General features: G+C 61.5%; 19 protein-coding genes. 3 read left to right on the top strand and 16 right to left on the bottom strand.

Features of this window, described 5'->3' with window-relative positions; all coding sequences use genetic code 11:
- Positions 1 to 261 precede the first annotated feature (261 nt).
- The 15 genes from ASF70_RS19450 to ASF70_RS19380 all read right to left on the bottom strand — a co-directional run bounded on the left by ASF70_RS19450 (position 262) and on the right by ASF70_RS19380 (position 17,361).
- Complete coding sequence (locus ASF70_RS19450) at positions 262 to 1,449, bottom strand: Gfo/Idh/MocA family oxidoreductase (protein WP_062582101.1); 1,188 nt, start codon at positions 1,447 to 1,449, stop codon at positions 262 to 264.
- A 163-nt stretch (positions 1,450 to 1,612) separates the two neighbouring features.
- Positions 1,613 to 2,668, bottom strand: coding sequence for a sugar phosphate isomerase/epimerase (locus tag ASF70_RS19445; protein ID WP_062582098.1), 1,056 nt, complete (start codon positions 2,666 to 2,668; stop codon positions 1,613 to 1,615).
- Positions 2,669 to 2,897: 229 nt separating this feature from the next.
- Complete coding sequence (locus ASF70_RS19440; protein WP_062582095.1) at positions 2,898 to 3,863, bottom strand: substrate-binding domain-containing protein; 966 nt, start codon at positions 3,861 to 3,863, stop codon at positions 2,898 to 2,900.
- Between the two features lie 234 nt (positions 3,864 to 4,097).
- The gene (locus ASF70_RS19435; protein WP_062582093.1) at positions 4,098 to 5,096 is read right to left on the bottom strand and encodes an ABC transporter permease; all 999 of its coding nucleotides are present in this window, start codon (positions 5,094 to 5,096) and stop codon (positions 4,098 to 4,100) included.
- Positions 5,093 to 6,628 (bottom strand): sugar ABC transporter ATP-binding protein, encoded by a 1,536-nt coding sequence (locus ASF70_RS19430; protein WP_062582091.1) that lies wholly within the window; start codon positions 6,626 to 6,628, stop codon positions 5,093 to 5,095. Before ASF70_RS19430 ends, ASF70_RS19435 begins: the two co-directional genes overlap by 4 nt.
- A 191-nt stretch (positions 6,629 to 6,819) precedes the next feature.
- The gene (pqqE, locus tag ASF70_RS19425) at positions 6,820 to 7,911 is read right to left on the bottom strand and encodes a pyrroloquinoline quinone biosynthesis protein PqqE (RefSeq protein ID WP_062583080.1); all 1,092 of its coding nucleotides are present in this window, start codon (positions 7,909 to 7,911) and stop codon (positions 6,820 to 6,822) included.
- Positions 7,912 to 7,985: 74 nt separating this feature from the next.
- The gene (gene pqqD / locus ASF70_RS19420) at positions 7,986 to 8,285 is read right to left on the bottom strand and encodes a pyrroloquinoline quinone biosynthesis peptide chaperone PqqD (protein ID WP_062582089.1); all 300 of its coding nucleotides are present in this window, start codon (positions 8,283 to 8,285) and stop codon (positions 7,986 to 7,988) included.
- Positions 8,282 to 9,073, bottom strand: a complete 792-nt coding sequence (gene pqqC / locus ASF70_RS19415) for a pyrroloquinoline-quinone synthase PqqC (RefSeq protein ID WP_156461917.1) — start codon at positions 9,071 to 9,073, stop codon at positions 8,282 to 8,284. Before pqqC ends, pqqD begins: the two co-directional genes overlap by 4 nt.
- A gap of 4 nt (positions 9,074 to 9,077) precedes the next feature.
- Positions 9,078 to 9,995 carry a pyrroloquinoline quinone biosynthesis protein PqqB gene (pqqB, locus tag ASF70_RS19410; RefSeq protein ID WP_244474088.1) on the bottom strand — a complete coding sequence of 306 codons (918 nt, stop codon included), beginning with the start codon at positions 9,993 to 9,995 and terminating at the stop codon, positions 9,078 to 9,080.
- A 20-nt stretch (positions 9,996 to 10,015) separates the two neighbouring features.
- Positions 10,016 to 10,111 carry a pyrroloquinoline quinone precursor peptide PqqA gene (pqqA, locus tag ASF70_RS19405; RefSeq protein ID WP_062461193.1) on the bottom strand — a complete coding sequence of 32 codons (96 nt, stop codon included), beginning with the start codon at positions 10,109 to 10,111 and terminating at the stop codon, positions 10,016 to 10,018.
- Positions 10,112 to 10,326: 215 nt separating this feature from the next.
- A complete protein-coding gene (gene xylA, locus ASF70_RS19400) occupies positions 10,327 to 11,637 on the bottom strand; it encodes a xylose isomerase (protein ID WP_062461195.1) in 1,311 nt (436 codons plus the stop codon).
- A gap of 132 nt (positions 11,638 to 11,769) precedes the next feature.
- Positions 11,770 to 13,224, bottom strand: coding sequence for a xylulokinase (gene xylB / locus ASF70_RS19395; protein ID WP_062582082.1), 1,455 nt, complete (start codon positions 13,222 to 13,224; stop codon positions 11,770 to 11,772).
- A 98-nt stretch (positions 13,225 to 13,322) separates the two neighbouring features.
- Entirely contained in the window at positions 13,323 to 14,348 is a 1,026-nt protein-coding gene (locus ASF70_RS19390) for a LacI family DNA-binding transcriptional regulator (RefSeq protein WP_062582080.1), read from the bottom strand.
- A gap of 156 nt (positions 14,349 to 14,504) precedes the next feature.
- Entirely contained in the window at positions 14,505 to 16,118 is a 1,614-nt protein-coding gene (locus ASF70_RS19385; RefSeq protein WP_062582078.1) for a DHA2 family efflux MFS transporter permease subunit, read from the bottom strand.
- Between the two features lie 43 nt (positions 16,119 to 16,161).
- On the bottom strand, positions 16,162 to 17,361 hold the full coding sequence (locus ASF70_RS19380; RefSeq protein WP_062582076.1) for an HlyD family secretion protein: 1,200 nt from the start codon (positions 17,359 to 17,361) through the stop codon (positions 16,162 to 16,164).
- A gap of 134 nt (positions 17,362 to 17,495) precedes the next feature.
- Here ASF70_RS19380 and ASF70_RS19375 point away from each other — a divergent pair, with 134 nt between their 5' ends.
- On the top strand, positions 17,496 to 18,200 hold the full coding sequence (locus ASF70_RS19375) for a TetR/AcrR family transcriptional regulator (protein WP_062582074.1): 705 nt from the start codon (positions 17,496 to 17,498) through the stop codon (positions 18,198 to 18,200).
- 98 nt (positions 18,201 to 18,298) lie between these two features.
- Positions 18,299 to 19,060 (top strand): TerC family protein, encoded by a 762-nt coding sequence (locus ASF70_RS19370; protein ID WP_062461215.1) that lies wholly within the window; start codon positions 18,299 to 18,301, stop codon positions 19,058 to 19,060.
- A gap of 82 nt (positions 19,061 to 19,142) precedes the next feature.
- On the opposite strand, the gene ASF70_RS19365 is transcribed toward ASF70_RS19370, so the two are convergent.
- The gene (locus ASF70_RS19365; protein ID WP_062582072.1) at positions 19,143 to 19,685 is read right to left on the bottom strand and encodes a glutathione peroxidase; all 543 of its coding nucleotides are present in this window, start codon (positions 19,683 to 19,685) and stop codon (positions 19,143 to 19,145) included.
- 240 nt (positions 19,686 to 19,925) lie between these two features.
- On the opposite strand from ASF70_RS19365, the gene ASF70_RS19360 reads away from it, so the two are divergent.
- Positions 19,926 to 21,698: an SLC13 family permease gene (locus ASF70_RS19360; RefSeq protein WP_062461221.1), complete on the top strand. Its 1,773-nt coding sequence runs from the start codon at positions 19,926 to 19,928 to the stop codon at positions 21,696 to 21,698.
- Positions 21,699 to 21,722 lie beyond the last annotated feature (24 nt).

Here is a 21,722-nt window from a genome sequence, read left to right as displayed (position 1 = left end):
CTGTACAGATTGAATGGAAATGTCAATATTGGGCTCCTGACACTGGAGGTAGATCCGGCCGCGGCGAGGGTTCCAACGCCTATCCGGGTGCCGCCACCTCTTCCCCAGGCCCCTCATCCGGCTGCGTCCTGCGGACCCTTCTCTCCGCAGTTGGGGAGAAGGTCCTTTGCCGCACGCGCCTTGCCCCGATCGAGCCACGTCCCCTCTCCCCGTCTACGGGGAGAGGGTTAGGGTGAGGGGCAGACGCCGCCCACCAAGTCTTTACACCTTCACCCAAGCACCATTGTTCCGAGACGACTCCACGCAGGCCTCGACAAAGGCGACGCCCTTCACGCCGTCGTCGACGGTTGGATAGATAACCGCCTCGTCCAGTTTCGCGCCCGTCCGGTGGGCGTGAATTGCCAGTGCCGCCTCCGTGTAGATCGTTGCAAAGGCTTCGAGATAACCTTCCGGATGACCCGATGGAATGCGGGAGACACGCGCAGCAGCGGCGCCGGAACCGGCGCCATTGCGGGTGATCAGCCGCTTTTCTTGCCCGAACGGCGTGAACCACAGGTAGTTCGGATCGGCCTGCACCCATTCGATGCCGCCCTTGGTGCCGTAGACGCGGATTTTCAGGCCGTTCTCGTGGCCCGGCGCCACCTGGCTGCACCAGAGCATGCCCTTGGCCGGCTTCTCGCCGTGTCTTGCCGCGAAGCGCAGCATGACATGGGCATTGTCGTCGAGCCGGCGGCCCTCAACGAAACTGTCTAGATCCGCGGCAAGGCTATCGAGCTTCAAGCCGGTGATGAAGCAGGCAAGGTTATAGGCATGCGTGCCGATATCGCCGGTCGAGCCGCCGGCACCCGATTGGGCCGGATCGGTACGCCACACCGCCTGCTTGGCGCCGGTCTGTTCGACCGCCTCGGTCAGCCAGTCCTGCGGATATTCCGCCTGGACGATACGGATATCGCCGAGCACGCCACTCTCGACCATCTCGCGGGCCTGGCGCACCATCGGATAGCCGGTGTAGTTGTGGGTGAGAATGAACAGCGCACCACTCTCGTCGGCCACCTGCTTCAGCGCCTTCGCGTCGGCGAGGTTGGAGGTCAGCGGCTTGTCGCAGATGACGTGAATGCCGCGCTTGAGAAACGCCTTGGCGGCATCGAAATGAACATGGTTCGGCGTAACGATCGACACCGCCTCGATGCCGTCTTCGCGCTCCGCCTCGCGGCTCGCCATCTCCTCGAAGGAACCGTAGGTCCGCTCCGTATCAAGCCCGAGTTCCCGCCCCGATGCCGCCGATTTTTCCGCCGTCGAGGAGAGAGCGCCCGCGACGAGTTCGAACCGGTCATCCAGCCGCGCCGCCATCCGGTGCACCGCGCCGATAAAGGCGCCGGATCCGCCGCCGACCATGCCGAGCCGGATACGGGGTGCGCGTGTCTGTTCGTCCTTGGCTTCGATGGTCATGTCCTGTGTCTCCTTGGAAATTCATTGCGGGGAAAGTCCCCCTCTGGCCTGCCGGCCATCTCCCCCACAAGGGGGGAGAGACCCCTCCGCACCGTCTCCGCTAATGACCGAAAGGTGCGGCAGGTTAAGCCCTCCCCCTTGTGGGGAGGGTGGGGAGGGGTTTCTATGAAAGCCCCAGCATCCGCCGGTTGGCCGCGTCGTCCGTTCCACCCGCCGCAAAGTCGTCGAACGCATGTTCCGTCACGCGGATGATGTGGTGTTTCACGAATTCCGCGCCCTCGCGGGCTCCGTCTTCCGGGTGCTTCAGCGCGCATTCCCATTCGACCACGGCCCAGCCGTCGAAATCGTTGGCTGCCATCTTGGAGAAGATCGCCCCGAAATCCACCTGGCCGTCACCCGGCGAACGGAACCGTCCGGCCCGGTTCACCCAGCTCTGGAAGCCGCCATAGACGCCTTGGCGCCCGGTCGGATTGAACTCCGCATCCTTGACATGGAACATCTTGATCCGGTCTTTGTAGATGTCGATGTTGTCGAGATAATCCAGGCATTGCAGCACGTAATGCGAGGGGTCGTAGAGCATGTTGGCGCGCGGATGGTTCTTTACCCGCTCTAGAAACATCTCGAACGTGACGCCGTCATGCAGGTCCTCGCCGGGGTGGATTTCGTAGCAGACGTCGACGCCGTTTTCGTCCGCATGGTCGAGGATCGGCGTCCAGCGGCGGGCAAGCTCGTCGAAGGCGGTCTCGACCAGACCGGCCGGGCGCTGCGGCCAGGGATAGATGTAGGGCCAGGCGAGCGCGCCGGAAAAGGTGGCATGCGCCGTGATGCCGATATGCTTCGAGGCTGTGATCGCCATCTTCACCTGCTCGACCGCCCATTCCTGACGTGCCTTCGGATTGCCGCGCACTTCCGGCGCCGCGAAGCCGTCGAAGGCGTCATCGTAGGCCGGATGCACGGCGACCAGCTGGCCCTGCAGATGGGTGGACAATTCGGTCACTTCGACACCGTTCTGGCGGGCGACACCGGCGAACTCGTCGCAGTAATCCTTCGACGAGGCAGCTTGTCTGAGGTCGATCAGCTGGCTCGCCCAGGTCGGCACCTGCACACCGAGATAACCCTTGTCGGCCGCCCATTTGGTGATGCCGTCCCAGCTGTCGAACGGCGCCTTGTCTCCGGCAAACTGACCGAGAAAAATGCCCGGACCCTTGATCGTCTTCATGGTGTTTCCTTTCCGATATGCCGCCCTCGATGTCGGGCGCGGTGCGTTCCGCAAACTCTCCGGCATTCCTGTGCTTGTCACAGGAATCCAGTGACCCGATTTCCGTCGGGTCAGAGAAACTTTCTTCAGCCCAGCGACTTGGGCTGGCTTAAATCCCTGGCACGAGCACAGGGATGACGCGAGGAAAGAGGGCGTCTTGCGACAAACGCCCTCTCTCGCCTTGTCGATCTCAGAACGGCGAGTCGGCGAAGTAGAAGTTCTGCGCATTCTCCTTCGTCACCAGCGTGGCGTCGAGGATATAGTTGCCGCTGACCGGGACCTGATCGTAGAAGTTGGCCGCCGTCAGCTGCATGGCGGTTGCCACCATCGCCGGCGGATAGAGCACGTCGACCGGCATCATCTTGTCGCCGTCCATGACGCGCTTGATCATGTCCTTGGAGCCGGCACCACCAACGACATACTGAATGTCGGTGCGCTTCGCCTGCTCGATCGCCTCCAGCACGCCGACGGCCATGTCGTCGTCCTGGCACCAGACCACATCGATCTTCTGATGCTTGGTCAGAAAATCCTGCATCACCTTGAAGGCGTCGTCGCGGCTCCAGTTGCCGTATTGGCGCTCCAGCACCTTCACCTTGGAACCGGCGATCCCCTTGTCGAACCCGTCTTGGCGCTGCTGGTCGATCGGGATCGGCAGGCCGCGGATCACGACGACCTGCGCTTCCGGCGTCTTCTCGGCGATGTACTTTCCAGCCACTTCGCCAAGCGCCGGGTTGTTGCCGGCCACGTAGAGATTACGGATCGTGTTGTCGTTGACCGATGGTGCACGGTCGACCAGCGCCACGAACTTGCCGTCGTCCTTCACCTGCTGGATCGCGGTGACCAGCTGATCCGGATCGCTCGGCAGGATGACGAGCGCATCGATGCCCTGCACCGCCAGATCCTGCACCGCGTTTGCCTGGCTCGCCGGATCCGCCGAGGTCTTCACGATGACATTGAGGCCCTTGTGCTCGGCCATCAGAAGTTTCGCGACGCGTTCGGCATGGAACACCACGCCCGCCGTCCAGCCATGGTCGGCTGCCGGAATGGACACGCCGATCGTGACCTTCTTCGCCTCCTGTGCAAGCCCGAGGCTTGGTGCGGCGGCAACCGACGCTGCAAGACCTGCAACGCCGAGACCGAATGTTCTTCTATGCATGTTCTCTCTCCCAGAGTTTAAGGGGTCATCCTCCCGAAACCGGACCCGCCCCAGAGGCCCGGCCAAACCATTGGTCTCAGCGACCCGAAACCCCTCCCCGCCCTGCCCACAAGGGGGCGGGCTTAATCCAGCAGCTATCGCCAACACTCGATCGAGGCAGGCGATTGCGGCAAGTCTTCTCCCCCCCTTGTTGGGGAGATGGCCGGCAGGCCGGAGGGGTCCCGTAACAACCTCTTACTTTCGCATCAGCGACCTCTGCACCAGCATGGCGATGATGATGATCGCGCCCTGGATCGCCCCGATCAGATATTCCGACACGAAGTTCGACAGGATCATGATGTTGCCGACGATTTCCAGAATGAAGGCGCCGCAGATCGTGCCCCAGATGCGACCGACCCCGCCGCGAAGTGCCGTCCCGCCAACGACGACCGCAGTGATCGCCTGCAACTCCCACAGGATCCCTGTCGTCGCGGACGTCGATCCCAGCCGCGGCACGTAGATCATGACAGCGACCGCCACGCAGAGGCCCTGCACCACATAGGCGATGGTGCGCACCTTGTTGACCGAAATGCCCGAATAGCGCGCCACTTCCTCGTTCGATCCGACGGCGATCACATGACGGCCATACCGGGTGCGGTAGAGTACGAAGGCCGCGAGTGCCGCCGTCACGAAGATCACGATGATCGGGATCGGCACGCCGAACACGTCGCCGAAATAGACCGGCCGGTAAAGCTGCTGCAACTGCCGGTCCTTGAGCGTGATCGCGCCGCCCTGGGAAAGCCAGGTCGTCAGGCCGCGATAGATGCCCATCGTGCCGAGCGTCGCGATAAACGGCTCGATCCGCCCGAGCGTGGTGATAAGCCCGTTCGCCAGCCCGCAGGCAGCCCCCAGAACCAGCGCCACCGCCATGCCGGCCATCAGCATCAGCATCGGATCTGCAATCACGCCGGAATTCATGAACAGGATCATCAGGCTCGCGACAAAGGCGACCATCGCTCCGACCGAGAGATCCAGTCCCCCGGCCGAAATCACATAGGTCGCCCCAAGCGCGATCACCGCGATAAAGGCGCTGCGGGTGATGACATTGGTGAGGTTGGCCAGCGACACGAAATTCGGGTTGGCGAAATAGCCGAGCACCAGAAGCAGCGCCAGCGCCACAAACGGCGCGATGGCCGCCATGTCCCAGTCGCGCGAAGTCTTCGGCGCCTTCGTCTCAGTTACGATTGCACTCATGCCGCCTCCCCCGCATCACGGCCGACATTGACCCCGGTTGCAAGCTGGACGATCTCGTTTTCCGTCATGTGGTCTCCCTGAACTTCGCCGACGATGCGGCCGCCGCGCATCACCAGAATGCGGTCGCAGATGCCGATCAGCTCCGGCATTTCGGAAGAGACGACGATGATCGAGCGCCCTTCCGCAGCCAGAGCGGCGATGAATTTGTAGATCTGTTCCTTGTTGCCGATATCGATGCCGCGCGTCGGCTCGTCGATGATGACAACCTGCGGATCGAGCAGCATCATCTTGGCAAGCAGCAGCTTCTGCTGGTTGCCGCCGGAAAGCTGTCCCGCGAGGATCGTCTTCGTGCCGGTGCGAATGTCGAAATCCTCGATCGCCTTGTCGAGCGCCTGCGCTTCCCGCTTGCGATCGATCTGCAGGCCGCGGATGAACTTGCCGAGCGAGGCGAGCGTCAGGTTTACGGTGAGGTCCTTGGTCAAGAGCAAGCCCTTGCCCTTGCGATCCTCGGAGAGATAGGCGACGCCCGCCTTGAGGCTCGAATGTACGTCGGTAAACTGAACCGGCCGGCCCCGCAGCGTCACCTTGCCCTTGGCCGGTCGAAGCCCGACAAGCCCTTCCATGAGCTCCGTGCGACCGGCGCCGATCAGTCCGGCAAAGCCGAGGATTTCGCCCTTGTGCAGGGTGAAACCGGCATTGCGGGCATAGCCCGGCACGTCGAAGCCTTTAACCTCGAGCACCGTTTCGGGCGCGATGGCCGCCTGCCGGTCCGGATAGAGCTTTGCCACGTCGCGACCCACCATCAGCCGCGCCATGTCGGCCGGTTCCAGCTCGCTTGTCGGGTGCGAAGCGACCAGCCGCCCGTCGCGCAGCACCGTCACGCGGTCGGCGATCTCCTTTACCTCCGGCAGCCGGTGCGAGATGTAGAGCACGCCGACGCCCTTGGCGCGGATATCGGTGATGACCTTCAACAGCGCTTCGGTTTCGTGCGGCGTCAGCGAAGCCGTCGGTTCGTCGAAGATGACGATGCGATGCGGCACCAGCAGGACCCGCGCGATCTGCACCAGCTGGCGCTGCGCGATCGAAAGCCGCGAGACGATGGTCTCGGGATCGATATCGGCGCCCAGATCGCGGATCGCCTCTGCGGCGCCCGTGTTCATCGCACGGTCGTCCAGCGCGATGCCCTTTCGAACCTCGCGTCCGAGATAGATGTTCTGCGCCACCGTCAGATCCGGTGCGAGAAGGATTTCCTGGTGCACCAGCACGATGCCATGCTTTTCCGCATCAACCGGCCCCGAAAAGCTGACGACCTGTCCGTCGATCGCGAGTTCGCCGTGGGTCGGCTGATGGTTGCCGGCAAGAATCTTCATCAAGGTGGATTTGCCGGCGCCGTTCTCGCCGATGATCGCGTGGACCTCTCCGGCGCGAACGGTGAGCGCGATATCCTTGAGGACTTCGACAATGCCGAACGTCTTTGAAAGGCCGCGCGCATCGAGCAGAGGCGCAGCCGTATGCCCAGGCGCATCAACCATGCACCGGCCTCAAAATCAGAAGCGTCGTGAAGCAGCCGCAACGCGGCACGCCCACAACACCTGCCTCCTCGCAAGTGGTGTGATGCACTGAAATTCCTCCCTGAATTTCAGGCTATCGAAGAATTTGAGGTACGTAAAGCAGTTTCAGCTCATGAGCTTCGTTCACATTCGCGACACCACCGGAAGTGGCGTTAGCGGCCGCGATAGACGAATTCAGGCGGCTCGGCGCGGCTGTCGATCTCTGCCTGCTCGACCAGGAGATGGCGCATCGGCGACAGGATGCAGACCGGGTCGGTGTTGGCGGCATCGCCGGCCAGCGCCATCGCCTGGCAACGGCAACCGCCAAAATCCACGCCCTTGCGATCGCAGGACCGGCAGAGATCCGGCATCCAGCTATCGCCTCTGTAGGCGTTGAACGCCTGGCTGTCATACCAGATGTCGGTCAGCGACATGTCGCGCACGGTCTCGAAGTTGAGCGACGGAATGCTTTCGGCCGCATGGCAGGGCAGAACCTTGCCCGATGGCGTAACATTCAGGCCCGTGCGTCCCCAGCCGCCCATGCAGGCCTTCGGAAAGGTCGAGTGGTGATCGGCCGGCACGTAATCGATGACGATGATGCCTTCCAGCCGTTTGCGCGCTTCCTCAACAAAGGCGTTGGCGTGCAGCACCTGTTCCTTGGTCGGCATCAGCGCTTTGCGGTTCTTCTCGGCCCAGCCGTGAAACTGCACGGTGGCGATCTCGATGCGGCGCGCACCGAGTTCGACGGCAAGATCCAGCATGGCGCCCAGCTCGTCCATGTTCTGCTTGTGGCAGACGGCGTTGACGGTGAGCGGAATGCCGGCCGCATGTGTCCACTCGGCCACCGCGATCTTGCGATCGTAACCGCCTTTGTAACCACCCACCTTGTCCGCCAGAACAGGCGTCGCGCCCTGGATCGAGAGCTGCAGATGGTCGAGCCCGGCTGCGGACAGCTCGGCGATGCGCTTCTCATTGAGGCCGATGCCGGACGTGATCAGGTTGGTATAGAGCCCGGCCTTGGCGGCCGCCGCCGTGAGCTCCACCAGATCGCGCCGCGACGCCGGTTCGCCACCCGAGAGATGCAGGTGCAGCACGCCAAGTGCTGCTGCCTCCTGAAACACCCGGATCCATTCCTGCGTGGAAAGCTCGGTACTGATGCCTTCGAGCTCCAGCGGATTTGAGCAATAGGGGCAGGCCAGCGGACAGCGATGCGTCAGCTCCGCAAGCATGGCGATCGGTGCCGGGATGCGGATACGACCCGTCACGCCGTCCCGGTCGGTCCATTCGCTCGTTCTGTCGGTGGTCTTGGCACTTGTCCGCGCAATGCTGACATGCTCGTTCACGATTTCAACTCCAGCATGCGCCGCTTGGAAAACTCGTCGACGAAGGCAATCACGTCGACCAGGATCTGCTCCTTGGGCGCTTCGAATTTTACGGAGAACTCCTGCGCGATCGCATCGAGATCACGCACACCGTCGAGCGCGTTGACGATCATCACGGCGATCTCGTCGAGCGCAAGCGCCCGTTCTGGCGCAAGCAGCACCGTCTGACCGCGCACCGGGTCTTCCCGAAGCCGCACACCGCGGGCAAGCTTCGCAATCGTCTGCGCCGTCACGGTGACTGCGGAAGGTTCGCTCATTCGGCAGCTCCCCGCACAGGCTCTCTCAGAGCCGGCTGGTCGAGAGCGCCGATCACGCCCTCCTTGCCGTCCCATCCACCCGGCGGCAGAAGTGCCGGCGATACGTAAGCGCTCTGCAACGCATCGAGCTGCGCCCAAAGCACATCCGTCTTGAAGGTCAGCGCAGCGGCAGCCGCATCCTGCTTTTCCAGCGTGTCGGCATGGTCGAGCACGTAGTTCAGCCCGAAGGCGACATCGACCGGCGCCTCGTCCAGACGCTTGCGGAAATAGGAGAGCGCGTCCTCATTGGCGAAGGCGTAGTGCTCGAGCAGTCCGGCAATGCGGTTCTTATGGATCGTCGGCGCGAAAAGCTCCGTCAGGGAAGCGGCAACCGCATCGAGCATCGGCATATCACGCACGAAACGCACATAGGCGTCGCAGGCAAACCGCGTACCCGGCAAAACGCCGCGGTTGGACGCAACGTAATCCGGATCGAGCCCGACAGCCTCGGCAAGCTTCAGCCAGCGCCGGATACCGCCGCCCTCTTCGCGGCCGCCGTCGTGATCCTCGATCCGTTTGCGCCAGGCGCGCCGGATCGAGATATCCTCGCAGCGCGACATGAAGGCGGCATCCTTCAGCGGAATACGGCTCTGATAGTAGAACCGGTTGATCACCCATGCGCGCACCTGCGTCATCGAACATCCGCCACCATGCAGCATGCCGTGAAACGGATGCTTGTCGTGATAGCGCGCAGCACCGATGGCGCGCAGCCGGGCTTCAAAATCGGTTCTGTTCAGGGCAGGATTCAGGGCGTCAGGCAAGTTCGATCTCCATGCCGTCATGGCCGACTTCGAAGCCGGCTTCGGTAACAGCGTCCCGCTCCGGGCCTTGGCGCCAGATCGGGTTCGTATTGTTGATATGGACATAGACCATGCGGCCTATGCCGAGCTTGGACAGCGCTTCCAGGCTACCGCCGCCCCCGGCGTCGTCGCCAGTAATCGGCATGTGCCCCATTCGCTGGCCGGTCTTGATGCCGGTGCCGACGCGGATCATCTCGTCGTCGGTAAACACGGTGCCATCGAAGAACACGAGGTCGGCGCCGCTTATGCGATCGCAAAGCCAGTCCGGCAGCGTCGCACAGCCCGGAATATAGTAGGCGCGCTTGCCGTTTGCCACGAACTCGACGCCGATTGTCTGCTCGCCTTCAAGACCAAGCTCAGGCTCGCCGTCCTCCAGAAACAGAGCGACCTTGCCGGGCACAGCGAAGATGCGTGCCTCAAGCCCGTCGAGGGGTGAAAAATCCTCGTCAAGACGGATCGTCTTGCGCGCCACGAAATCAGGATCGAGCACCCGAAACACGGGGTTGGCGTCGAGCACCGAGCCGATCGCTGATGTCGAAAACAGCGAAAATGCCTGCTTTTCGCGGATCGTCAGAAGACCGCCGATATGATCCACATCGGCATTGGTGATGACGACGCTCGCAATCGGGCTGTGGCGAAGTGCTTTCGGATGAAGCTGCGGCGTCTGCTGGATTTGCTGGCGAATATCCGGCGAGGCGTTGAAGACCGCCCAGTTTTCACCGTCAACACTGACGGCCAGCGACGACTGCGTCTGCGGCAGGATCCCCGAAGACGGATCGCGGGCGGCGGCGCAGTTGGAACAATTGCAGTTCCACTGCGGTAATCCGCCGCCGGCTGCAGAGCCGAGCACCAGAAACCGGAGACCGGTCATGGGTCCCGTGCTCGTCATGATTAAAACAGAACCGGCTCGCTGCCGTCTGCAGGTGCGTAACGGTTGATTTCCATGCCGCAGCTTACTTCGACAAACTTAGGTGCAGTCCACTTCATGTCATTCTCCTTCGTGTCGTTGGAGGCCTTTGCCGACCGCTTTCGCGACCGAGGCCCCGGCAGAACTCACGTTTGAAAGGGTCGCAGGATGATCCCGTTCGCCAAGCCTTAACATAAGCACGGGATCAAACGTTTCCAGCCCCGAAATGTTGCGCTGAAGGTCAGCATTTCGGGGCCGTTCACAGCTTTGTCACAGCACGATGGGGTAGCGTTGATCAGACGTAGCGGTTTATCACGTTTTCGAGATATTCCTGGCGTCCGGACTTCGGCTCGGGATTGATCCCTTCCTTCTCGACGCGGGCAGCGATTTCGTCGAGCTTGTACTCGCCGCGCAGCATCTTTTGCGCCTCCGGGCTGTCCCACTTTTCGTAGCGTGCATCGAGCGGCGTCTTCAGCGCACCGTCATCGATCATCTTCGCCGCTGCCTTCAGGCCACGGGCGCAGCAATCCATGCCGCCGATATGACCGATCAGCAGATCTGCCGGATCGAGCGACTGGCGGCGCAGCTTGGAATCGAAGTTAGTGCCGCCGTTCTTGAACCCGCCGCCGGCGAGAACATGATAATAGGCCAGCGCCATTTCCGGCACGTTGTTCGGGAACTGGTCCGTATCCCAGCCGGACTGGTAGTCGTTGCGGTTCATATCGATCGAGCCGAAAATGCCGAACGTGTTCGCCATGGCGATTTCATGCTCGAAGGAATGGCCGGCGAGAACCGCGTGGCCCTGTTCGATATTGACCTTCACTTCCTTGTCCAGACCGTGCTTCTGCAGGAAGGCATAGACGGTGGAAACGTCGTAGTCGTACTGGTGCTTGGTCGGCTCCTGCGGCTTCGGCTCGATCAGGATCGTGCCTTCAAAGCCGATCTTGTACTTGTATTCGACGACGAGGTTGAGGAAGCGGCCCATCTGGTCGAGTTCGCGGGTGAAGTCGGTGTTGAGGATCGTCTCGTAACCCTCGCGACCGCCCCACAGGACATAGTTCGCACCGCCGAGACGCTTGGTGGCGTCCAGGCAGGTTTTGACGGTCGCCGCCGAAAAGGCAAACACGTCGGGATCGGGATTGGTGGCAGCGCCCGACATGTAACGACGATGCGAAAACAGGTTCGCCGTGCCCCACAGGAGCTTGACGCCGGTGTCGGCCTGCTTCTTTTCGAAGTAGTCGACGATCTCGTTGAGGTTCTTCGTGTTTTCCGCAAAGTTTGCGCCTTCAGGACGTACATCCGCATCGTGGAAGCAGTAATAGGGCGAACCGAGCAGATCGAAGAATTCGAAGGCAACATCCGCCTTTAGCTTGGCCGCCTGCATGCTGTCGTCGAACCACGGACGCTCGAATGTCTGGCCGCCGAAGGGATCGCCGCCCGGCCATGTGAACGTGTGCCAGTAGGCAACGGCAAACCGCAGATGCTCTTCCATCCGCTTGCCGCCGACCATTTCATCCGGGTTGTAGTGCCGGAATGCCAGCGGATTGGTGCTGTCAGGACCTTCGTACTTGATCTTGGTGATATCGCCGAAAAAGCCTGTGCTCATGGTGGTTTCCTCCTTGGTAGAAACTTGGTTCTGGTAAGTCGGCCACAGTGAGGTACGTACCTCACTGTGGCCGGTAAAGCGTGGTTCGAGTTGCCCGACTTGGGGGAGGAGATGTCTCCTCCCCTTTGCCGGTTAGTTCATCAAGCCGCGAATTGCAGGATAGGCAGCCCGGTAGCGCTGGTATGCCGCCTCATAGGCGTCGTGAAGACCAGCTTCCGGTTCGATCACCGATTCCGTTTTGGGAGCGGAGCAGACCGCAACCGGATCGGCACCGGTTGCCGCGATCAGCCCGAGCCGGGCCGCGCCAAACGCCGCACCGAAATCGCCGTCGGCCGGAATATCCACGGGAACGCCAAGCGAGGTCGCAATCGACGACAGCCAGTAGCGCGAGCGCGAACCGCCGCCGATCGCGGTCACGCGGGAGATCGAGGTTCCCGCCGATTTCAGCGCTTCGAGATTGTCGCGGATCGCAAAGGTCACGCCTTCCAGCACCGCCTGGGTCAGCACCGCACGGCTGCTCTCATGTTCTAGCCCGAGAAAGGCACCGCGAATGACGGCATCGTTATGCGGCGTGCGCTCGCCGGAAAGGTAGGGCAAGAAGGTGACGCCGGTCGGGGCCTTGAGGCCTTCGCCAAGCTCGGCAACCAGATCGGCAGCAGGCTTGCCGGACACTTTCGAATGCCAGTTGAGCGCATCCGTGGCCGACAGGATGACGCCCATCTGGTGCCAGGTCGTCGGCAGCGCGTGGCAGAACGCATGTACGGCACTTTCCGGCTTCGGCAGATAGGAGGCGTTGGCGGCAAACAGCACGCCGGATGTTCCCAGCGAGACGAACGCATTTCCCTCGGCGACCGTGCCCATGCCGCAGGCAGACGCCGCATTGTCGCCGGCCCCACCGGCCACCACGACATCGCCGGCAATCCCCCATTTCGATTTCAGCTCGCCCCGCAGGCGACCGGCTTCCTCGGTGCCCTCGACCAACGACGGCATCTGATCCTCGGTAAGATCGGTCGCTGCCAAGAGTTCCGATGACCACTTGCGCGCGCCCGTATCGAGCCAGGACGTACCGGCCGAATCGGACATTTCGGAAATGTGCTCACCCGTCAGCCACAGCCGCAGGTAATCCTTGGGCAGCAGGACCTTGGCAACCTTCGCAAAAATCTCGGGCTCGTTGTTCTTCACCCAGGCAAGCTTCGGCGCAGTAAAGCCCGGAAACACGATATTGCCGGTGATGGCCCGGAAACGCGGATCCGCATCGAGCGCCGCTGCCTCCTTAAACGAGCGTGTGTCGTTCCACAGGATGCAGGGCCGCAGCACCTTGTCGTCGGCATCGAGCAAGGTCGCACCATGCATCTGGCCGGAAAGGCCGATACCCTTTACTGCGGCAAGCTCCTTGGGAAACTTCGCCTTCAGCCCGTCGATCGCCTCTTCGCAGGCGCGGATCCAGTGAGCCGGCTCCTGTTCCGACCAACCCGAATGCGGGCGCGATACGTCGAGCGACCCGTTGCCCGAGCCGATGATCGTCTGATCGCCGTCGATCAGCATCGCCTTGACGCCGGAAGTGCCCAGATCGAGACCGAGATACATGCTTGCCTTCTCCTGTTGCTGCCGCGTTTCGGCAGATCTTTGTTTCGCCACGCGTCGTGTCCGAGCCGCTTAACACGTTCCGGAGCGCGATTTGCCCGTCAGGGCAGGTTATCCTTCAAGAATATGTCGATACGAATGCGCTCCTGCGCGGCGATCACGGGAAGCCCGTCCGCCTTCGCCTTCAGCACCCTTATGGCGCTGCGCACTTCATGGCCCGCATCCTGGTTCAGCACCGCATCGACGACACCGTCGGCCAGCGCTGCCCGCGTCGATCGCGTCAGCTCATGCGCGATAATCACAGGTCTGCGTGCTTCCGGCAGGCTGCGCACAGCCTTGAGGATCCCGCGATTGCCGGCGCCGAGGCTGTAGAGCCCGATCACATCCGGATAGCGGCGAAACAGGCCCGTCACCAATTCCTCGGCAATAGCAGGATCGTCGCGCGCTTCGATCACCGGCAGGATGGCAAGCCGCGGAAAATCCTCCGATAGCACGGACAGAAACCCTTCCAGCCGCTCGCGGTGATCGCGCACCAGCATCGATCCGGCAACCATCGCCACCCGCCCGTCGCGACCGCTGAGAAACCTTCCGAGGAGATTGGCAGCGGTGCGCCCGGCCGCATGGTTGTCGATCCCGGCAAAATGGTGCCGCTGCGAGCCCGGCAGGTCCGACACCAGCGTCACGACGGCAATGCCCGCCTCCCGCAACCGTGCGACTGCTGCCTGCACGTCGCTGCTTTCGACCGCCACGAACGCGACACCGTCAGGCCTGTCGGCAAGCACGCCGTCCAGCATGGTCGACAAGGCCTGCCCGTCGAAAGGCGGCACGTCGACGACGCGGATACGGGTTCGTTCGGCGCCGGAGCGACCAACCGCCTGCTCCACCTCTTCGCGCAAGCCGATCATAAACGAGTTGTCGTTCTCAGGCAGCACGAAGGTGAAGGCGTAAGTCCGTCCCTTGGCAAGGTTCGCAGCCGCCACGTCCCGCACGTAGCCGAGGACGGCGATCGCCTCCTCGACCTTCTCCTGGGTGATGCGCCGCACGCCCGGCCGACCGTTCAGCACACGGTCGACGGTCGCCAGGCTGACGCCGGCGCTACGCGCGATATCGTGTACGGTTGGCTTCATGCGGTCCTCCGCCGATCTTCGTAACGGAGAATTTGAGGTACGTAAATCAAATTTATTCGAACAACGCGCTGGATGAATCGCAAAGGGGCCGCCGCGGTTTGCGACGACCCCTCTGCAGGCGGTGGTTCTTAGAAATCTTCAGCGCGAAGTCCGCGATCAGTGGCCGCTACCACCGCCACCGCCCTGGGGGGCTGGCTTTTCGATGGCGGCAACGCCGAGGATCATCATCGCAAACAGCACGGTCAGGATCAGGAAAACGTCCGAGAATGACATCACCACGGCCTGCTTGGTCACCAGTTGCACCATCTGCCGGATCGCGCCGGTCGCGCCATCTAGACCGTAGGTGTTCAGATTGGACGCCATCGAGTCGAGCTGGTCGGAAGCGATCCGGTTGCCCCAGTCGAGATGCTCGCGCAGCCGCTCGTAATGCACGTCCTGGCGGTTGGACAAAAGCGTGCTGATGATCGCAAGCCCCACCGCGCCACCAAGGTTGCGGGTCAGGTTGAACAGGCCGGACGCCCCCCGGATGCGGGCCGGAGACAAAGTGCCAAGCGCGATATTATTGATCGGCACCATGCACATCATCAGGCCAAAACCGCGCAGGATCTGCGGGATCAGAAGCTCGTAGAAGTCCCAATCGGCGGTGATGCCGGTCATGATATAGGTGCCGGAGGCAAAGCTGATGAAACCGATCACCATCATCGCTCTCAGGTCCATCTTGGTCGACAGCTTGCCTGCGATCGGCGCCGTGACGAACATGGCAAGACCCGAGACGAACATGGTCTCGCCGATCATCTGGCTGTCGTAACCGCGGATGCGGCTGAGATAGACCGGGTAGATATAGGTGAGCCCGTAGAGCCCGATACCCATCACGAAGGAGAAGATCGAGCCGAACGCGAAGTTCCGGTTCGTAAACGCCGTCAGGTCCACGACGGGAAATTCCGAGGTAAAGGCGCGATAGAAGAAGACCAGGCAGCCAAGCCCCGATGCGATGGCACCGATGACGATCATGTGGTCGTTGAACCAATCGTTGGAATTGCCCTCTTCCAGCACATACTCGAGACCGCCGAGGAACACGCCCATCGCTACAAGACCCCACCAGTCGAACTTCTTGAACAGCGACAGTTCCGGCTTGTCGAAGTCGATGAACCGCCAGGTCAGGATCGTCACAAAGATGCCGGGAATGATGTTGACCAGAAACAGCCAGTGCCACGAAAACGCGTTCGAGAGATAACCGCCGACCGTTGGTCCGATCGTGGGCGCAAGCGTCGCGATGAGCCCGATGATCGGCGAGACGAACGCCCGCTTCGATGGCGGGAAAATGGTGAAGGCTGCCGCAAACACAGACGGAATCATACCGCCGCCGATAAAGCCCTGGATCGCGCGGTAGACGATCATCTGGTCGATATTGGATGCGGTCGCCGCAAGCGCGCTCGCAGCCGTAAAGCCGGCAGCCGAGAACGCAAACAGATAGCGCGTCGAGACGATACGCGCCAAGGTGCCAGAAAGCGGGATCATGATGACTTCGGCGATCAGATACGACGTCTGTACCCAGCCGATCTCGTCCGAACCGGCCGAAAGACCCGCCTGAATTTCAGACAGCGACGCAGACACGATCTGGATGTCGAGGATCGACATGAACATGCCGACCACCATCGCGAAAAACGCAATCAGCCGGCCGGTCGGCATCTTCTCGTCCACCTTGGGAGCAGACGATGCCGGCGCAGCAGACGATATCGATCCTGCAGTTGTCGTTGCGCTCCCAGCCATGGGACCACCTCCGCCCCGATGGGGCTGTTAGGCCAAAGCCCAGTTACTTCTTGGGTGCGGTGCGGATGTCCACGTCGACGACAACGCTCAGACCCGCCCTGAGACGACCGCTGTCGAGCGCATCCTGCGGCAGGGCGATCCTGACCGGAACGCGCTGGATGATCTTGGTGAAGTTGCCCGTCGCGTTTTCCGGCGGCAGCAGCGAGAATACCGAGCCCGAAGCCGGCGCAAGCGATTCTACCGTCCCGATGATCGGCTCCTCGCTATAGGCATCCACATGCACTTCCACCTTGGAGCCGATCTCCAGATGCTGGATCTGCGTTTCCTTGAAATTGGCGTCGATATAGAGCTGACGCGTCGGCACCAGCGCCATCAGCCGCTGTCCCGGCGAAACGAGATCTCCTTCCTGCACCGAGCGATTGCCGACAATCCCGTCATAGGGCGCCTTCAGAACGGTAAAGGACAAGTCGCGGGCCGCTTTGTCGCGCTGCAGTTCGAGCGTCCGGACCTGGCCTTCTGCTTCCTTGCGCTGCGCTTCAAGAATGGTGATGTTGGCTTCTGCCGACTTGATCGACGCATCGCCGCCGACAAGGTTGGCCTTGGCCTGATCGAGCGCAATCGTGGCGCTGTCGAGATCGGCGGTCGTGCCGACCGACTTGGCCGCAAGCTCGGTCTGGCGCTTGAGCGTGATCTCGGCACCGCGGACCGCTGCCTGCAGTGCAACCTTGGAGGCCTGCGCCTGGGCAAGGGTTGCCTGCGCACCTTCGACCTGTGCATCGATGCGGGTCAGCGACAGCTTGCCGGTTTCGATGGCGGCATTGGCCTGATCAAGCGCGTTCTGGTAATCGCCATTGTCGAGCGTCGCCAGCACATCGCCGGCCTTGACCTGCTGGTTGGCGGCGACATTCACTTTCGAAACGAAAGCCGTGACCTTTGGGGAAATCGTGGCAATATCGCCTTCGATATAGGCATCGTCCGTCGACACCATGAAACGGCCCGTCGTCCACCACTGATATCCATACCAGCCGCCACCGGCGAGCAGCGCCAGCACGATGATCGGCAGGATAAGGCCACGCTTGCCCTTCTTTGCCGGCGCGTCGGCCTTGGCTTCGGGCGATGGCGTTGCAACAGGTGCCGCAGGTTTCTCGGCAGCCGGCGACGCGTCGTCGCGCGCCGTGTCATCGGCATTCACATCTTCGTTTTTTACGGTGCGCAGCGCGCCGGCATTCTTGGAGGCCGTCATTGTCGTAACCATCTTTGAAAAGCGAAAACCGATCGAACCGATCAGTTCGGAGCGTTGACATAAAGCCTTCGATCACACATATCAAGACCACATCGAACCAATCGGTTCGAAAAAAACCGGAATGCTGAATTATAATGCCGAAACCGTTAAAGAGATCCGCGCCGCGAGACACGTCCCCCCGCACTGCAGGGCGTTTTGCTGCGGGCGAGGATCCGGCCAAGCGCAGTCAGATCATGGAAGGCGCGACGCGGGTTTTCATGAAGGTTGGTTTCGAAGCCGCAAGCATGAACGACATCACGCGCGAGGCCGGCGTTTCGAAGGGAACGATCTACGTCTACTTCCAGAACAAGGAAGATCTGTTCGTCGCCATGGTGGAACAGGAGCGCGCCGCCTTCCTCGCCACTGTTCGGTCCGTTCTGTCGACCAACGGCAATGTGGAAAAGAGCCTCTACGATTTTGGCGTCTCGTTCCTCAGCCACATGACGGAAGAGAAAATCATCACCGCGATGCGGACCGTGCTTGGCGTCCGCGAGCGTATGCCGGACCTGTGTCGGCGCTTTTTCCGCGGACCCGAAAACCTGCGCACAGTGATGCGCGACTTTCTCGCCCTCCACGTCGAGGCCGGCAGGCTGAATATCGACGATATCGAACTTGCCGCAGGCCAGTATATCGACCTCGTTAGCGGCGGCTATTTCAAGGTTCGTCTGTTCGGGTCCATGGAAGACGCCCCGTCAGACGAGGAAATCCACCGGACCATCCAAGGTGCAGTCCGCGTTTTCATGGCGGCCTACGGTTGTCATAACAAACCCGTGATCGATAATGGGGCTGATTCCGCCTGATTCTGGTCGGTCCATATTCAACCTACTCTTGTTTTTAATGGGTCGATCCCCAAATGCGGCGGGAAATTGCGCCCTTTGATTGAAAACAGGAGAGATGGATGGACATTGCAGCGCTGGTAGCAGACCCGACGGCCTGGGTAGCGCTCGTTACACTTGTGGTCATGGAAGTGGTGCTTGGCATCGACAACCTGATCTTCATCTCCATCCTCACCAACAAGCTGCCACCTGAGCATCGGGAAAAGGCACGCAAGATCGGTATCGGCCTGGCGCTGGTCATGCGTCTTGGTCTGCTTGGCACCGTTGCCTGGATCGTTCAGCTTACCAATCCGGTCTTTGAAGCCTTCGGTCACCCCTTCTCCTGGAAGGACATGATCCTGATCGCCGGTGGTCTGTTCCTCGTTTACAAGGCGACCAAGGAAATCCACCATTCCGTGGATGTGGTCGACAACAAGGAAGACATGGTCGGCGCCGGCAAGGAAGTCGTGCAGATGAGCTTCAGCGCCGCCATCGTGCAGATCCTGATCCTCGACCTGGTTTTCTCGATCGACAGCATCATCACCGCAGTCGGCATGACGCCGCATCTGCCGATCATGATCGTGGCCGTCGTCGCCGCTGTCACCGTGATGCTTCTGGCAGCAACCCCGCTCGCCAACTTCATCGAGAGAAACCCGACCATCGTCATGCTGGCTCTCGCCTTCCTGCTGATGATCGGCGGCACCTTGATCGTCGAAGGTTTCGGCGTGCACGTTCCGAAGGGCTATATCTACGCCGCCATGGCCTTCTCGGCCGGCGTCGAGGCCCTCAACATGTTCGCGAAGGGCGCCCGCGCCAAGAAAAAGGCCTCCGGCACGCTGCATTGACGTTGCTACAAACATCGACACGCAAAGGGCGCCCGCGAGGCGCCCTTTTTTGTGTTCGGCCCAAGGGCCTAGACCCGGCGGATCACCGCTCGGACAGTTCCCGGTCCAGCGCTTCGAGCAGCCGGTTATCGTCTGCGGTCACGTCAGGCGCGAAGCGTGCCTTGATCCGGCCATCGCGTCCGATCAGAAACTTTTCGAAGTTCCAGACGATCTCGCCATCCTTGATCTCCATGCCGCGGCCGCGCAGGCGCGCCTTCATCGGACCGTCGCCGGTGGTGGGCACCGGATCTGCGGTCAGCGCCTTGTAGAGCGGATGCTTGGCATCGCCCTTGACGGAAATCTTTGAGAAGATCGGAAACTTCACGTCATAGGTCAGCTGGCAGAATTCGACGATTTCCGTATCCGAGCCGGGCTCCTGCCCCATGAAGTCGTTGGCCGGAAAGGCTGCGATGACAAAGCCCCTGTCCCGCTTTTGCTCATAGAGTTTTTCCAACCCTTCATACTGCGTGGTCAGGCCGCATTTGGACGCGACGTTGACCACCAGCATGACTTTTCCACGGTATTCGGCAAGCGTCGTGTTCCGGCCGTCGGCAAGCTTGACGGGGATGGCAAGGATATCGGTCATGACGGCTCCGGGGGCTTTGGCGCAGGGGAATTGGCGCAAACAACTGCAGTTGATATCGTCTACTTATGCGTCCACCACGGTTTGTCCAGCAGACACGCCCTGAGCGGCGATAGACGCGTTTTGCGAAACGTCATCAGACTTTGCAACATTTGTGGCACTGGGGCATTCTAGGGCACGATCTTATCACCACGCCGATCATCGCCTCTCGCTGCATCCCATTTCCAGCGCCCCCGGAGCCACATGACAACCCAGCAGATCCTTGCCTTTTCCGTCATCGCCGTGATGATGGCCGTCTTCATCTGGGATCGCTTCCGCTACGATGTGGTCGCCTGCTGTGCGCTCGTCGTGGCGGTGACGGTGGGGATCGTTCCGGTCGACCAGGCGTTTTCCGGGTTCTCGGATGATATCGTCATCATCGTCGGCAGCGCGCTGGTCGTTTCGGCAGGCGTTGCCCGCTCCGGCATCGTCGACATGGCGATCAAGAAATTCTTCCCCAACCTCAACACGCTGCACACCCAGCTGGCCTTGCTGATGATCGTCGTCGCCGTGCTGTCGGCCTTCATCAAGAATATCGGCGCGCTTGCGATCATGATGCCGGTGGCGTTCCAGTTCGCCCGCAAATCCGGCGCCTCGCCGTCGAAATACCTGATGCCGATGGCTTTCGCCGCTTTGCTCGGTGGCCTGATGACGCAGATCGGCACCTCGCCCAATATCGTCGTGTCGCGGATCCGCCAGGAACTGACCGGCGAATCCTTCACGATGTTCGACTTCACCCCGATGGGTGCGATCCTCGCCTTTGTCGGCATTACTTTTCTTCTGTTCTTCCACTGGCTGGTGCCCAGCCGCACAAAGCAGAACGATTCCCTCGAGGAAGCGGTCGAGATCACCAACTATACGTCCGAGGTGATGATTACTCCGCTGTCGACTGTTCTTGAAAAGACGGTCGCCGAGCTGTTGAAGATCGGTGACGGCGAGGTGATTGCCAATGCCGTCCTGCGCGGTCCATCGCGCATGGCACCCTTCCCGGACCTCATCCTGCGTGAAAACGATGTCGTGCTGCTCGAAGGCCCGTCAAAGGCGCTCGACCGGATGGTCTCCGGCGGCAGGCTGCAGCTCTCCGGCAAGCCGCTGATGGAAAACGGACAGGCCCAGGCAGATGTCATCTCCATAGAGGCGATCATCACCCAGGATTCCCCGCTCAAGGGGCTTTCCGCCAAGGAACTGGCACTGTCCTACACCCGTGGCGTCAATCTTCTGGCAATCAGCCGGCATGGCGAACGCCTCAAGCAGCGTCTTGGCACCATCACCCTGATGGCGGGCGACGTGATCGTGTTGCAGGGCAGCCGCAAGAACATGCCGACGGTGATGCAGGACTTCTCGCTTTTGCCGCTCGCTCAGCGCGAAGTGCTGCTCGGCACGCGGAGGCAGGCCTTCATTCCACTGATCATCCTGGCACTGGCGATGGGCACGACGGCCGTCGGGCTTGCCCCTGTGCCGGTCGCTTTCTTCGCGGCCGCTCTCGGCATGGTGGTTTTCCGCGCCATTCCGTTGACCGATTTCTACAAATCCGTTGATGGCCCGATCCTCGTCATGCTGGCGGCGCTCATCCCGGTTTCGGATTCTCTGCGAACCTCCGGCGGTAGCGAACTGATCGCCGGATGGCTCGGCCAGGCCGCAGCGACCTTGCCTGCCTGGGGCGCGATCGGTCTGATCCTCATCACCGCCATGGCTGTCACGCCGTTCCTCAACAACGCAGCAACCGTGCTGGTCATGGGGCCGATCGCCGCAAGCTTTGCCACCAATCTGGGCTTTCGCCCCGAACCCTTCCTGATGGCTGTGGCAATCGGCGCCGGCTGCGATTTCCTCACCCCCGTCGGCCACCAGTGCAACACATTGGTGTTCGGCCCGGGGGGCTACAAGTTCTCCGATTATCCGCGGCTTGGCCTGCCTTTGTCGTTCCTGATCATCGTCGTCAGCGTCCCCGCCCTCCTCTATATCTGGCCGGTAAATTAGTCCTCCCCGCGCTCAACGGACCCA

Origin of the sequence: Rhizobium sp. Leaf321, assembly GCF_001423215.1 — a bacterium.
GTDB lineage: Bacteria > Pseudomonadota > Alphaproteobacteria > Rhizobiales > Rhizobiaceae > Neorhizobium > Neorhizobium soli.
This window is presented reverse-complemented; position numbering and strand designations above follow the sequence as displayed.